10 protein-coding genes are annotated in these 14582 nt (G+C 66.8%); 9 read left to right on the top strand and 1 reads right to left on the bottom strand.

All coding sequences use genetic code 11. From position 1 onward, the window contains the following. Positions 1 to 20: 20 nt before the first annotated feature. From dapF to ACQP0C_RS13995, 6 genes are all read left to right on the top strand, one after another. Positions 21 to 899: a diaminopimelate epimerase gene (dapF, locus tag ACQP0C_RS13970; protein ID WP_433734540.1), complete on the top strand. Its 879-nt coding sequence runs from the start codon at positions 21 to 23 to the stop codon at positions 897 to 899. A 609-nt stretch (positions 900 to 1508) separates the two neighbouring features. Beyond that, positions 1509 to 2975: a GTPase HflX gene (gene hflX, locus ACQP0C_RS13975; protein ID WP_433734541.1), complete on the top strand. Its 1467-nt coding sequence runs from the start codon at positions 1509 to 1511 to the stop codon at positions 2973 to 2975. A 194-nt stretch (positions 2976 to 3169) separates the two neighbouring features. Then, entirely contained in the window at positions 3170 to 4069 is a 900-nt protein-coding gene (locus tag ACQP0C_RS13980; RefSeq protein ID WP_433733342.1) for a lysophospholipid acyltransferase family protein, read from the top strand. A 45-nt stretch (positions 4070 to 4114) separates the two neighbouring features. Continuing rightward, on the top strand, positions 4115 to 5182 hold the full coding sequence (locus ACQP0C_RS13985; protein WP_433733343.1) for an alpha/beta hydrolase: 1068 nt from the start codon (positions 4115 to 4117) through the stop codon (positions 5180 to 5182). 253 nt (positions 5183 to 5435) lie between these two features. Further along, positions 5436 to 6581 carry an acyl-CoA dehydrogenase family protein gene (locus ACQP0C_RS13990; RefSeq protein ID WP_433684025.1) on the top strand — a complete coding sequence of 382 codons (1146 nt, stop codon included), beginning with the start codon at positions 5436 to 5438 and terminating at the stop codon, positions 6579 to 6581. 254 nt (positions 6582 to 6835) lie between these two features. After that, positions 6836 to 7660 carry an alpha/beta fold hydrolase gene (locus ACQP0C_RS13995; protein ID WP_433733344.1) on the top strand — a complete coding sequence of 275 codons (825 nt, stop codon included), beginning with the start codon at positions 6836 to 6838 and terminating at the stop codon, positions 7658 to 7660. 38 nt (positions 7661 to 7698) lie between these two features. On the opposite strand, the gene ACQP0C_RS14000 is transcribed toward ACQP0C_RS13995, so the two are convergent. Next, on the bottom strand, positions 7699 to 7989 hold the full coding sequence (locus tag ACQP0C_RS14000; protein ID WP_433733345.1) for a hypothetical protein: 291 nt from the start codon (positions 7987 to 7989) through the stop codon (positions 7699 to 7701). Between the two features lie 135 nt (positions 7990 to 8124). Between ACQP0C_RS14000 and ACQP0C_RS14005 the strand changes: the two genes are divergently transcribed. From ACQP0C_RS14005 to ACQP0C_RS14015, 3 genes are all read left to right on the top strand, one after another. After that, positions 8125 to 11922: a WD40 repeat domain-containing protein gene (locus tag ACQP0C_RS14005; protein ID WP_433733346.1), complete on the top strand. Its 3798-nt coding sequence runs from the start codon at positions 8125 to 8127 to the stop codon at positions 11920 to 11922. A gap of 104 nt (positions 11923 to 12026) precedes the next feature. Next, on the top strand, positions 12027 to 13460 hold the full coding sequence (locus ACQP0C_RS14010; RefSeq protein WP_433733347.1) for a phenylacetate--CoA ligase family protein: 1434 nt from the start codon (positions 12027 to 12029) through the stop codon (positions 13458 to 13460). Next, positions 13457 to 14581, top strand: a complete 1125-nt coding sequence (locus tag ACQP0C_RS14015) for a ThiF family adenylyltransferase (RefSeq protein ID WP_433733348.1) — start codon at positions 13457 to 13459, stop codon at positions 14579 to 14581. Before ACQP0C_RS14010 ends, ACQP0C_RS14015 begins: the two co-directional genes overlap by 4 nt. Position 14582 lies beyond the last annotated feature (1 nt).

Here is a 14582-nt window from a genome sequence, read left to right on the forward strand (position 1 = left end):
GAATGCGCGACGTGTCGGATATCGAGTTCACCAAGGGCCACGGCACCCAGAACGATTTCGTGGTGCTGCCCGATCCGCAGGTCCGCTTGGACCTGACCGCGGAGCGGGTGGCCGCGCTGTGCGACCGCCAGCGCGGCCTGGGCGCGGACGGTGTGCTGCGGGTGGCGCGCGCGGGTGCGCTGCGCGATGCCGGTGTGCTCGCCGAGATCCCGGAGGGTGTCGCCGACTCCGACTGGTTCATGGATTACCGCAATGCCGACGGCTCGATCGCCGAGATGTGCGGTAACGGAGTGCGGGTGTTCGCGCACTACCTGGCGGCACAGGGACTCGAAACGCGCGGGGAGTACGTGGTCGGCAGCCGGGCTGGAGCCCGTCCGGTCACCGTGCACAGTGGCGGGCCGGTCAACGGCGAGGTCACCGTCGGTATGGGGATGGTGCGCGAATTGGGTCCGTCGACCGCCACCATCGGCGGCTGGGCATTTCCCGGTATCGGCATCGATGTCGGCAATCCGCACCTGGCCTGTGTCGATGCGAGCCTGTCCGCCGACGCGCTCGCCAAACTCGATCTCGGCGTCGCCCCGGGATTCGACCCGGATCTGTTCCCACACGGCGTGAATGTCGAGATCGTGACCGGACTGGTCGACGGCGCGGTCGATATGCGCGTCTATGAACGCGGCGTCGGCGAAACCCGGTCCTGCGGAACGGGAACCGTCGCTGCCGCGGCGGCCGCCTTGGCCGCCAACGGTTTCCGCATCGCCACCGATAGCGGCGAGGTCCGGGTTCGGGTACCGGGCGGTGAGGTCACGGTCCGCCTCGCCGACGGTGCGGCATGGTTGCGTGGCCCGTCTGTGCTGGTGGCGACCGGTCGGATTGCCGAAAGCTGGTGGGAGACTGCGTAGCTCGCTGCGCACGTGGCTTCGGTTCGCGCCGGCTTATCTGCTCCGCGGTGCTCGGATATCACAACCAGCACTGAGAACGGAGACGATCAATGCCATTGGCGTCGACCCCCATCGACGCACGTCATATCTTCCGAACCGTCATGGGCAACCTGAGCGGGGCGTGATCAGGGTGGTCGCGCTGGGCTGAGCGACGACATACCGCACCTGGACGGCGCGGCGATCGAACACTGGGCGAGGGGCGCAAGAATCGAACTATGCCGTCCCGCGTACTCGGGTGTGATCCGGTGGTGCCGCGCGGGGCCGAATTGATGTGCCCGTTGAGGTCGGCTGCGATTACGACCTACGGATTCGGGTCGGGGCTCTGGTGGCCGAACTGCGGACAACGTGTGGACGTCGACGACTCGCCCGGACCGGTGCGAACCACCCGCGTCGGCCGTGTCCAGGGATAACCGAATGCGCGTACCCGAGCTCGCGTGGCAGCATGGATGCTGTATGACGAAATCAAAGACTTATGAATTCACTCCGGCCGACGACGACAACGACCTCGTCGAGGCCGTCGAGGACACGACGGAAGACACCGGCGACGTAGTAGCCGAGCACGCCGCGCGGATGAAGCGGTCCGGGTGGACCGCCGATCCCACGGTCGGCGAGATGCAGCTCGACGAGCGCTCCTCGCTGCGCCGGGTCGCGGGTCTGTCCACCGAGCTCACCGATATCACCGAGGTCGAGTATCGGCAGCTGCGCCTGGAGCGGGTCGTGCTGGTCGGGGTCTGGACCACCGGCAGCGCCACCCAGGCCGAGGCGAGCATGGCCGAACTGGCCGCGCTGGCCGAGACCGCGGGTTCGGAGGTCCTCGAGGGCCTGATCCAGCGTCGCGACAAGCCGGACCCGGCGACCTACATCGGCTCCGGCAAGGCCGACGAACTGCGCGCCGTGGTGCTCGAAAGCGGCGCCGATACGGTGATCTGCGACGGTGAACTGACACCGGCACAGCTGACCGCACTGGAGAAGGTCGTCAAGGTCAAGGTGATCGACCGGACCGCGCTGATCCTGGACATCTTCGCCCAGCACGCCACCTCCAGCGAGGGCAAGGCGCAGGTCTCGCTCGCCCAGATGGAATACATGCTGCCGCGACTGCGCGGTTGGGGTGAGTCCATGTCCCGGCAGGCCGGTGGTCGTGCGGGTGGCAACGGTGGCGGTGTGGGTCTGCGTGGTCCCGGTGAGACCAAGATCGAGACCGACCGCCGTCGCATCCGCGAGCGGATGGCCAAGCTGCGCCGCGAGATTCGCGAGATGAAGACCGCACGCGACACCAAGCGGGCCCGCCGCACTTCCAGCGGCATCCCGTCGGTGGCGATCGTCGGCTACACCAATGCGGGCAAATCCAGTCTGATGAACGCGCTGACCGGCGCGGGCCTACTGGTCCAGGACGCCCTGTTCGCGACCCTGGATCCGACCACGCGCCGCGCCGAGTTGGACGATGGCCGCGAGGTCGTCTTCACCGATACCGTCGGTTTCGTACGGCATCTGCCGACCCAGCTGGTCGAGGCGTTCCGGTCCACCCTGGAGGAGGTCACCGGCGCGGATCTGCTGCTGCACGTGGTCGACGGCTCCGATCCGCTGCCCGCCGAACAGATCAAGGCGGTCCGCGAGGTGATCACCGACGTGATCAAGCAGTCGGGCACGCCAGCGCCGCCGGAACTGTTGGTGGTCAACAAGATCGATGCGATCGATCCGGTCGAGCTCACCCGGTTGCGCGCCATGCTGCCCGACGCGTCGTATGTCTCGGCGCACAAGGGCGCCGGTATCGCCGAACTGCGTGAGCGCTTGGCCGAGGTGCTCGGTGGCCTCGATGTGGAGATCAGCGTGCTGCTGCCGTACACCCGCGGTGATCTGCTGGCCCGCATCCACGCGGACGGGCGCATCACCACCTCCGAGCACGAGGAGGGCGGCACCCGGGTCCGCGCGCGCGTGCCGCACGCACTGGCCGCGGCCCTGTCGCAGTACGCGCACGCCGGTGGTTCGGCGCAAACCGATGGAGCGGGTTCGGCCGCGACCAATGGGTATTCGCGCTGAGCCGTGGCGGCATCCAGCGACCGGCGAGCAGTCGGCCACCGCGCTGCGGACGGCGGCTGGGCGGCGGCCGACACACCGGTGTTTGCCCAGTTCGCTCACGGACCGGCCGGTCGGTAGCGCATCCCCGGCACATCCAGTGCGACACAGGCGAATTCGTTGCGCTATCGTCATCGAATCGACATCAGGAGGGTTCCATGTCGCATGACCACTCCGGTGCGGCCGATTCCGGTGATCGGCGCTCCGGTGATTCGTCGCTCGCCACACCAGTGCTGAGTGACGGTGCGCCACTATCGGTTTCGCTCACCGACACCGATAAGCGGGTGCTCGACACCCTGCTCGCGCCGCTGCGCGCGTGGACGAGTCCGCGGTTCTACGGCCTGGAGAACATTCCGGCCGAGGGTCCGGTCCTGCTGGTCGGCAACCACAATCTGATGGGCGGTATCGATGCGCCGCTGTTGCTGCCGGAGGTGCTGCGCCGTCGCGGGCGGCTGATCCGTGGGCTTGCCGAGAATGTGCTCATCAATGTGCCCGGCATCCGGCAGTTGCTGCACCACTTCGGGGCGGTGCGCGGCAATCGCAGCAACTGCCTCGCACTGCTGGCCCGCGGCGAGGCCGTCATCGTCTTTCCCGGCGGTGGCCGAGAAGCGGTGCGCCGCAAGAACGAAAAGTACGTCCTCAAATGGGAGGGCCGCTCCGGCTTCGCGCATATGGCGATCGAAGCGGGTGCGCCGATCGTGCCGGTGGCGATGATCGGCGTGGACGACGCCTACGACATCGTCGTCGACGGCGACCATCCGGTCATGCGCCCACTGCGCTGGGCCGTCGAAGCACTCGGTCTCAATCGCGAACTGACCCCGCCGCTCATCCGTGGTGTCGGCCCGACCGGTATTCCACGGCCCGAGCGCTTCTACTTCTCCGCCGGTGCGCCGATCGACCCGACGCCGTGGCGGGATGCGGTCGATAAGCATGCCGCCGCGGTGGAATTGCGTGATGTGGTGCGCAAGGAGCTGGAGGAGGAACTGCGGTTCCTGTTCAGCGAGCGCGAGCGTGATCCGGGTCGCACCCTCTTCGGCCGACTGCGCAGTCTGTTCTGAGGCTGCTCTCAGTTATTTTTCAGTAACTCTCCCTACCTTGGCCGAATGGTTGGTACGAGAGCGCGAATAGCGGCAGTGGCGGGTGTAGCAGCGGTTCTGGTGGGTTTTCCGGCCGCCTCTGGCGGATTTCTCGCATCCGCTGCCGGTTCGGCCGATCCGATCGTCTCCTCGGGCAAACTGCTCGCCTCGTCGCGCTCGTCCGATGGTTCCTATATCGCCGAGGTCGCGGTCGAGGACGGCCGCAATCTGACGCTGCAGGTGTATTCGGCCGCCATGGACAAGAACATCGAGCTCCAGGTGCAGCGTCCCGCCGACACCTCGGTTCCACGACCGACCCTGTATCTGCTCAATGGCGCCGGCGGCGGGGAGGATTCGGCGACCTGGCAGGCGCGCACCGATGCCGCACAGTTCTTCGACGATAAGAATGTGAATGTGGTCACACCGGTCGGCGGCCACTGGAGCTACTACACCGACTGGCGTGCGCCGGATCCGGAGCTCGGCGTCAACAAGTGGAAGACCTTCCTCACCCAGGAGTTGCCGCCGCTCATCGACAGCGGCCTCGGCACGAACGGCACCAATGCGATCGCGGGCCTGTCGATGTCGGGCACTTCGGTGCTGCAACTGCCGATCGCCGCGCCCGGTCTGTACAAATCGGTTGCCGCCTACAGCGGTTGCGCGCAGATCTCCGACCCCGTCGGCTACGGCATGGTCAACTCCGTGGTCGCGGTGGGTGGCGGTGATTCGGTGAATATGTATGGGCCGCAAGGTGATCCGATGTGGGCCGCGAACGACCCATACGTGCACGCCGACCAGCTGCGCGGCCTGAACCTGTTCATCTCCGACGGCAACGGTATGCCCGGCCAGTGGGATACGCTCAACGGCCCGCACACCCTCCCCGGCGTCGGTGGCCTCACCAACCAGGTCGCCCTCGGCGGTGCGATCGAAGCCGCGACCAACTACTGCTCCCACAACCTCCAGACCCGCCTCACCCAACTCGGCATCCCCGCCACCTACGACTTCCAACCCTCAGGAACCCACTCCTGGGGCTACTGGCAAGACGCCCTCAAAACCTCCTGGCCAGTCCTCGCCCAGGGCCTGAATCTCCCATCCTGAGCCCTGGACAAACGATCACCATGCGCTGATGCAGGCACACCCCGAGATACACCCTGCATCAGCGCATTCTCGATGGGTGGGCGAATTGGTGGGGGGTTTGTGGGGAATCTCGGTTGGTTCGGGGGATTGTGGGGGGTTGGGCAGGTGAGGCCATGATTTTTGGGTCGGAAGTGAACGAGGGTTCTTGGTGCGGGTACCGTATGGGGGAGGATGGGTCGGTGTGGGCCGGCTGGGTGGTTATTAGGAGGTTGGTGTGGAGCGGACACTGTTCGAACCCGAGCATGAGCTGTTCCGGGAGTCGTTCCGGAAGTTCCTCGATCAGCACGTCGCGCCGAATCACGCGAAGTGGGAAGAGCAGGGGATTGTCGACCGCGAGGTCTGGCTCGAGGCCGGTAAACAAGGATTCCTCGGTATGGCCATGCCGGAGGAGTACGGCGGCGGTGGGGTGAAGGACTTCCGCTACAACGCGATCGTGGCCGAGGAGTCCGTCCGCGGCCAGTACTCCGGTCTCGGCTTCGCCCTGCACAACGATGTGATCGCGCCTTATCTGCTCGAGCTCGCCAATGACGAGCAGAAGCAGCGCTGGCTGCCGGGCTTCTGCTCCGGCGAGATCATTACCGCCATCGCCATGACCGAACCCGGCACCGGCTCCGACCTCCAGGGCATCAAGACCCGCGCGGTGAAGGACGGCGACGACTGGATCCTCAACGGCGCCAAGACCTTCATCACCAACGGCATCAACTCCGATATCGTCATCGTCGTCGCGCAGACCGATCCATCCAAGGGCGCGATGGGCTTCAGCCTGCTCGTCGTGGAGCGCGGTATGCCCGGCTTCGAACGCGGTCGCAACCTCGACAAGCTCGGCCTCAAGGCGCAGGACACCGCCGAATTGAGCTTCACCGACGTCCGCGTCCCCGGTAAGAACCTGCTCGGCACCGAGGGCATGGGCTTCATCCACCTGATGCACAACCTGCCGCAGGAGCGCCTGTCCATTGCCGTCATGGCGGCCGCGGCCATGGAGTCGTGCCTGGAGATGACCATCCAGTACGTCCGCGACCGCAAGGCGTTCGGCAAGCCCATCGGCGCACTGCAGAACACTCGGTTCGTGCTCGCCGAACTGGCAACGAAGACCACCGCGGTCCGCGTCCTGGTCGACCGCTTCATCGAAGACCTCAATGCGGGCAAGCTCTCGGTCGAGGATGCCGCGATGGCCAAGTGGTGGAGCACCGAGGAACAGCTCGACCTCATCGACCGCTGCCTGCAGTTGCACGGCGGCTACGGCTATATGAAGGAATACCCGATCGCGAAGGCCTACATGGATGCTCGCGTCCAGACCATCTACGGCGGCACCACCGAGATCATGAAGGAAATCATCGGTCGTTCGCTGAAACTGACCTGACCGCAGCCGGTTTCGACTCCAGTCGGCGGCGTTCGCCCCGTCACCGGCTGGAGGTCCCCGTCGAGACCCGCCCGATGGTGAATCGGTTTGCATGCCCGGCCGAAGTTGTCTAGTCCTGTAAGCGGGCCATCGCGGCTCGAGCGGCAGGCACAGTGAGCTTCGCGGACATCGACGGAAGACGGGTGGGCACAGTGATCGAGCGGGTCGCCGGGCAGGGGCGCCAAGCGGGACACACCTTTGGGACGAGCGCATTCGTGACGACGACCGATGGCCGTAGGCTGCACTATATGGTGCGCGGATCGGGTGGGCCGACCGTCGTATTCGAATCCGGCATGGGATTCTCGCGATCGATCTGGGGCCTTGTACAGCCGGTGGTCGCCGAGCGCGTGCGCGCCGTGGTCTACGACCGGGCCGGGACCGGGCGCAGCGATGATGATCCACAACCGCGCACGCTCGATCGAATGGCCGACGATCTCGCCGCCGTGCTGCGGGAACTGGGGGATGGTCCCTTCATTCTCGTCGGGCACAGTTGGGGTGGGCCCATCGTCCGCGTCGCCGCGCAGGCGAATCCCGCCGACCTTCGGGGAATCGTTCTCGTCGATCAGAGCGACGAGAACTGTGAGCTGTATTTTCTGCCTTCGGCCCAGAAGCGGTACGCGATGACCCGGGTCCTGCTGCCAATGCTGGCCAGGTCCGGGCTCTACCGGCTGCTCGGCAGCCGGATGGGCGGTAAGCAACCCGCCGATATCGTCGCCGACCATCGCGCCGAGGACTTCACGATGCGGGCCGCGCGCATCATGATCGCCGAACAGGACCAATTCATTGAGGGTTTGGGAAAGCTGCGCGAGCAGCCACATGGACTCGGTGCCCTCGACGTCAGCGTCATCACCGGCACGAAACTGTCAGGGCCGGACAAGAAGACCCGGATGGCATTGACCGCCGCCCATCGCCGCACCGCCGCCGCCTTCCCCAACGGTCGGCTGGTCGAGGCGCGGCGCTCCGGTCATCTCATCATGTTCACCGAGCCCGAGCTGATCGTCGACGAGATCCTGCGCATCGCGGGCGGCGACGCCGACTAGCGCTCTTCGGCTCGGGGCCGGCCGGGTTACCGGCCTGATCAGCCGTGCATGGCTCTTCGGCCGTCCAGCGCCAGCATCGCCTGTTCGACGATGAGGCCGAGTCGGCCCGCGCAGCGGATCGCGCACGCCATGGCGACGGCGTCGTAACGGATATCGGGATCGGCCAGCAGTTCGGCGAGTTCCATTGCGGCCCAGGCCTGATCGTCGGTCAGGCGGCGATCGGGCAGCCAACTGACGCGCCATTGCGTCGGATACTCGGGGTACTGCCGATGCGCGAACTCCATGGTGCGGTCGCTGGTCATCGAATGTTCGGTGCGGTCGATGGTCAACGGACTCTCCTGTCGACTCGGGATGGATCGGGCCCGATGTACATGGTGTGATCAGCGAAAGCAGGGCCGGTAGTAGTCAATACAAGGTCCGTACGACTCTTTCGGCCGCGCGCGCGGAATCTCTATGGTCAGTGCGTGGTAGGAGGGTGGGCCGGGGGGCTCGATCCCACGGCAATTCGAACTCGCGAAGAATTCGCCAGCGCACTGTCGGCATTGCGGATCGCGGCGGAGCTGACTGTCCGTCAGACCGTGGAACTTTCCGGATGCCCGCAGGGCACACTCAGCGGATGGTTTGCGGGGCAACATGTTCCGACCGACGCCAATGAGAAAATGTTCCGCGCGGTCCTCACCGTTTGTGGCCTCGATACGCGGGCGGAGCAGGAGCCATGGCTGACCGCGGTGCGCCGGGTTCGCGGCACAACGGGGCGGCGCCGCCGCGATGACGAGAGCCCGTATCGAGGGCTGGAACCGTTCCGATTCGATGATGCCGGTTGGTTTTTCGGGCGCTCCGAGCTGGCCACGGTGTTGGTGGGCAAGGTCGAAACGCTGCTGCGCTCACGGGGGCGACCGCGCATCCTGTTCGTCATCGGTGCGTCCGGATCCGGCAAATCCTCCCTGCTATCGGCGGGTCTGCTGCCCGCACTGCGGGAGGAGGGGCTTACCACTGGTGTCGCGCTGCCCGGCGCGGATCCGATGGCCGCACTGCGCGACTGCGCCGACGTCGAGGTCCTGGTGCTCGATCAGTTCGAGGAGACCTGGACCCAGTGCCAGGATCAGCTGGGGCGGGCAGAGTTCCTGGAGGCGATTGCCGACCACGAAAGTGTCCGAACGGTTTTCGTGCTCGGCCTGCGCGCCGACTTCTATCGGCACGCCGCCGAGGAATCGGTACTGCACGATGCGCTGGGCGGCAATGCGGTGCTGGTCCGGCCGCTGAGCAGCGAGGGCGTGCGCGAGGTCATCGTCGAACCCGCGCGCAAGGCGGGGTGGACCGTCGACGAGGACCTGGTCCAACTGCTGATGCTCGAACTCGCACCGCACGGGTCCCGCGCAGCGCACGACGTGGGTGCCCTACCGCTGTTGTCGCACGCGCTGCTGCAGACCTGGCAGCGCGGCACCCGGCGGCGGATGACCGTACTCGACTACACCGCCGCGGGTCGGATCGCGGGCGCGATCCAGCACAGTGCCGATGCCGTCTATGCCGGGCTCACCGGCCCGCAGCGGCAGATCGCGCGGCGCACCTTCCTGCGCTTGGTGACCATCGACGAGGAGAGCGTGACCCGGCGGCGGGTGCATCGTTCGGAATTGTTCTTCGCGGCTGACACCGCCGCCGACGTCAATACGGTGATCGACCGATTCTGTGCCCAGCGCCTGCTCACCTGTGAGGAGGAGACGGTCGAGATCACGCACGAGGCGATCATCGGCGCGTGGGATCGGTTGTCGGACTGGGTGGACAGCGATCGCGGCGGACTGATCGTGCATCGCAGGCTCACCCATGCCGCCCAGGTCTGGTACGACAGCGGTTGCGACCCCGGTGAACTGCTCGGCCCGGCGCGGCTGCCCCTGGTGCAGGAGTGGGCGAGCACCGGCGGCCACCACCGCGACCTGAATCAGCGCGAACGCGACTACCTCGCCGCCAGCTCCGCCGAGCAGCAGGCGGCGATCCGCGCCCAACGTCGCCGCACCCGCATACTGCAGCGGCTGGTGGCGGCGCTGGCGATGGCTTCGGTGGTGGCGCTGGTACTGGCCCTCGCGGCCTACACCCAGCAGCAGAGCGCCGCGCAGGCGCGCGATAACGCGATGTCCCGGCAGATCGCACTGCAGGCGGTTCGATTGCGGGACAAGGATCCCGCATTGTCCGCGCAACTGGCCTTGGCGGCGTATCGGGTCGAGCCGACGCTGGAAGCGCGCTCGGCGCTGCTGGATTCGACCGCCGTGCACACTCCGGTTCGGTTCGTCGGAGCGCATGCAGGCCGCACGGTCGTCGCCACCGATTCCGGCGGCACGCTGCTGGCCATCGGCGCGGTCGACGCGACGGTCACCCTGTACCGGGTGCGCGGCGGCGTCACCCCGGCGACCGAGGTCGGCCGGATTCCGCCGCCAGCGGGCTCGCCGGGTCCGCAGCCCATGATGCTGGAAATCGGTCCGGGCGACGATGTACTTGTCAGGATCACCGCGGGGCGGATCGAGCTGTGGAACATCGCCGATCCCCGCACACCGCACCAGCTTTCGGTGGTGCGAACTTCGGATGTCACCTATACAGGGGTGGTATTCAGCCCGGACCGGCACCAACTCGCCGCGGGCACGACCGATACCGCAGTAGCCAGATGGGATATCGCCGATCCGAATCACCCGGTCGCATTGCCCGCGCTCGCATTACCCGCCGGGTTCCCGGTGGCGGCGTACAGCCCCGACGGCACACTGCTCGCGGCGGCGGGACCGGAAGCGTCGCTGCGGATCTGGCGGCTCGCCGGCGCGGCGACCGAGCAGGTCTACGACCGTCCGGCCGATGGTTCGACGGCGCAGGCGCTCGCGGTGCGGTTCGGTCCCGACAGCAAAACCCTTGTCGCGGGCGGCCGATCCCGGGAAGTGCTGCGCTGGCGACTCGACGATCCGACCGCGCCGAGGGAGTTGCCCAGATTGCGCGGATTCGACAGCTACATCAACGATCTGACCTTCAGTCCCGACGGATCGCGACTCGCGGTGAGCAGTTCCGATCACAGCACCCGCATCTGGAAACTCGACACCACCGAATCGACCGACCCGGAGATGATCCTGCCGAATCCGGCGATCGTGGTCTCGGTCCGCTACGCGCTCGGCGGACACCTGGTCATCACCGGTGACGAGACCGGAGTGACGCACCTGTGGCCACTGCCCGGTCCGGTGCTGCGCGGCGCGCAGAGCACGATCTATCAGACACCGTTCGACCGCACCGGTACCCGCTTGCTCACCGGAACCGGTGCCGGGGACAGCCGTCCGCGCATCTGGGACGTCACCGATCCGGTCGCACCGGTCGGCTACCCGGCGCTGGGGGTGGGCGACGGCGAAAAGACCTGCGGCGCCGTCGCGTTCTCCGCCGACGGCACCCGCGCCGCTATCGGCACCCGTACCGGACACCTCTATCTCTGGGACGTCCGCGACCCGCAGCAGCCGAGGATGCTGGCGCAACCGATCCGAGCGGTCGAGGGCATTGTGGCCGCGATCGCCTTCAGCCCGGACGGATCCGTACTCGCGGTCGTCGGGCAGGACAATTCCATCGCGACACTGTGGGATGTCGCCGACCCGAACGCCCCACGGCTCATCGCACCCATCGATGTGAAGCCCGCGCTGCCGAATCTGGTCGCGATCGACCCGAGCGGCACCCTGCTCGCCATCCCTACCACCGATGACGTCGTGCGGATGTGGGATATCGGCCAGCGCGGCGCACCACCACGGGAATTGCCCTCCCTCACCGGCTTCGACAACGATGTCTCCTCGGTGGCCTTCAGCCCGCAGGACAAGCGGATCGTCGCGGGCAGCACCGACCATACGGCCCGGCTGTTCGATGTGTCCGATCCGGAAAAGCCCAGACACCTGGGCACTCTCGAGGGACCGCCCGATCCGGTGATCACGGTGAACTTCAGCCCCGACGGCCGCTACGTCGTCGGCGGCGGTGAGGGCAGCGATATCTGGGTCTGGGATGTCATCGACCCTGATGAACCACGCCGGGTCGCGGTGCTGACCGCATATATCGGCCGGGTCAATGACGCAGGCTACGGACTGGACGGTCAGCTGCTCATCGGTGCGGGCCCCGATAAGGTCGTGCGCCTGTGGATGACAGATCCCGACCGCGTCGCCGCGCAGCTGTGCGATAGCGGCAGCACCGGTCTCAGCGCCGCGGAGTGGCAGCGCTACCTGCCCGGCGTCGCATCCCGACCGCTCTGTTCGACACGCTGAACCCGCCGCGCAGCGGCTGTATGGACCTTGTATGGACTGTTCCGTCCCGCGTTATCGCAGGTCGGACGATTGCGGAGCACCATCTCCGATCAAGGACAACCATCATGTCGATACCTCTGCCCACGGTGAAGCCGGACCCGACGCCCGGATTCCACCGTGCCCTCGGCGTCTTCCATCGCGCCGCTCGCCAGGTGCCCGCCTACGCGGATTTCCTTGCCGCGCACGGCGTGCGCCCCGCCGATGTCCACACCCTCGCCGACTTCGCCAATGTGCCCGCGATGACCAAGGACAACTATCTGCACCGATACCCATTGGACGCGCTCGTCTGGCGCGGCGATATCACCAGGGCCGCAGCGTGGTCGACGAGTTCGGGCTCCACCGGCCGCCCGACCTACTGGCCGCGCGATATCGCCGCCCTCGACGAGAGCGCGGAACTGTACGCGCGAATCTTCCAGCAGTGCTTTCGATCCGACCGCCGCTCGACGCTGTTGGTGATCGGCTTCGCCATGGGCAACTGGATCGGTGGCACCTACACCTACACCGGCGCGCTGATGCTGCGCCGCCGCGGCCATCGGCTCTCGGTCATCGCACCCGGCATCGACGCCGAGGCGATCCTCGCCAATATCGCCGCTCTCGGCCCGCGCTACGACCAAGTGGTGCTCGCTGGATATCCGCCGTTCGTCAAGGATGTGCTGGACCGTGCCCCTGACGAGGTACTGCGTCAGGATCTGCGAATCCTGTTGGCGGGGGAGGCGATCAGTGAGCACTGGCGCGACTGGGTGCTGCGGCGGATCGGCAAATCCGGCGACCCCACCGCGACCTGCCTGATCTACGGCACCGCGGATGCCGGCATCATGGGGCACGAGACCGCAACCACCATCGCGGTGCGCCAGTTGGCCCAGCGACAGCGGGCGGTGGGCGCGGCATTGTTCGGCCCGGACGAAATCCAGCCGACCCTGGTCGAATACGATACGGACTACCGCTTCGCCGAGGTCGATGCCGAGCAGCGTTTTCTGTTCACCGTCGATACCGCGGTTCCGTTGGTGCGCTATCGCATCAACGATCAGGGCAGGCTGTATTCGGCCACCGAACTCGCGGATCTGGTCGGCGACAACGACATACCGATCGCTACGTCGACCGATTCCTGCCGGTTCCTCGCGCTGCACCGGCGCACCGACATCTCCGCCTCCTTCTATGCGCTGAAGATCTACCCCGACAGCATCCGAATGGCATTGGAACATCCCGATATCGCCCCGACCGTGACCGGAAAGTTCGTGCTCGCCACCAGGGTCGGTCGGCAGTTCGAGCAGACCCTCACCCTGCGGGTCGAATTGCGGGCGGGCGCGCACCCGATCGAGGGTTTCCAGGTGCGGGTGCGGCGCGCGGTGGTCGATGCGCTCGAACGCACCAATGCCGAATACCGCCGCCTGCATCGGAGTCTCGGCGTGGCCGCCGAACCCGAGGTCAGCCTGCATCCCTTCGCATCGGCCGGATTCGAGGCCGATATCAAACACCGCTGGACGGAGCGCGCGGCATGATCGAGATACTGCACCCGACAACGGATTCGGCACGGATCACGGAATTGCTCGGCGCGGGCTTCCGCTATATCGACGCGTGGGACGGCTGTCTGCCCGACCTGGTCGCCATCGACCATCCCCACCTCACCGCCCCCACTCCCGAGGCCCGCGCCGAACTGGCGAATCACATTGCCGCCCTGCGCTGTGACGAACCGGCCGTCCGCTATGTTGCCTTTCCCTGGCGTCGAACGCTGGTGAAACTGCCCGACGCCGAACTCTTCTGGCGGCTGCGCACGGCTCGCAACCGATTCCTGGTCGATACCGAGGAGCAGCGGACCTGGTCGGCGGCCTTGATCGGCATCGCCGGACTCAGCGTCGGCGCCGCGGCCCTGTCGGTCTGCTCGCTGACCGGCGCGCGGCGCTTCCGCCTCGCCGACCGCGACACCCTCGGCGTCACGAATCTGAATCGGCTGGCCGCCTCGGTCTGCGATCTGGGCGAGCCGAAACTGACGCTGGCGCAACGCCGCACCCTCGAGATCGACCCGTACACCCGGATCGATGCTTTCCCGCACGGCTATACACCGGAGCTCGCCGACGATTTCCTCGGCGGACACGGCATCGACCGCTTGACCGTGCTGCTGGAGGAAATGGACGACCTGCCCATGAAATTCGATATCCGGCGCCGGGCGAAGGCCGCCCGGATCCCGGTCGTCATGGTCACCGATAACGGCGACAATGTGCTGCTCGATATCGAACGCTATGACCTCGACCCGGCGTATCCGATCCTGCACGGCCGCGCCGAATTCGCGGCACACTGGTCACTCGCCGAACTCGGCGATCCGGCCGAGCGACTACGTCTGGTCGACGCCATCGTCGGCAGTCGGCTCACGCCGCGGCTGCGCTATTCGCTCACCCAGGTGGGTCGCACGCTGCCGACCTGGCCGCAGCTCGGGACCGCGGCCGCCATGGCCGGTGCGGTCGGCGCACTGGCCGCGCGACTGATCGCCGGTGGCGCCGGCCTGCGCTCCGGACGCTATCGGGTGGACCTCGACGAATTGCTGCTGGGTGCGGCGGCAACCGAGACACAACGGTGGAACACCCTCGATGAGACCGAATTCCGGGCCGCGATGCGCACCGGATGAG

The sequence above is a fragment of the Nocardia sp. CA-129566 genome (assembly GCF_050956075.1).
GTDB lineage: Bacteria > Actinomycetota > Actinomycetes > Mycobacteriales > Mycobacteriaceae > Nocardia.

Bases quoted from the DNA above. Each gene is read 5' to 3' on its own strand.
- hflX (WP_433734541.1), top strand. From the start codon at position 1,509: ATGAAGCGGTCCGGGTGGACCGCCGATCCCACGGTCGGCGAGATGCAG.
- ACQP0C_RS13980 (WP_433733342.1), top strand. From the start codon at position 3,170: ATGTCGCATGACCACTCCGGTGCGGCCGATTCCGGTGATCGGCGCTCC.
- ACQP0C_RS13985 (WP_433733343.1), top strand. From the start codon at position 4,115: ATGGTTGGTACGAGAGCGCGAATAGCGGCAGTGGCGGGTGTAGCAGCG.
- ACQP0C_RS14010 (WP_433733347.1), top strand. From the start codon at position 12,027: ATGTCGATACCTCTGCCCACGGTGAAGCCGGACCCGACGCCCGGATTC.
- ACQP0C_RS14015 (WP_433733348.1), top strand. From the start codon at position 13,457: ATGATCGAGATACTGCACCCGACAACGGATTCGGCACGGATCACGGAA.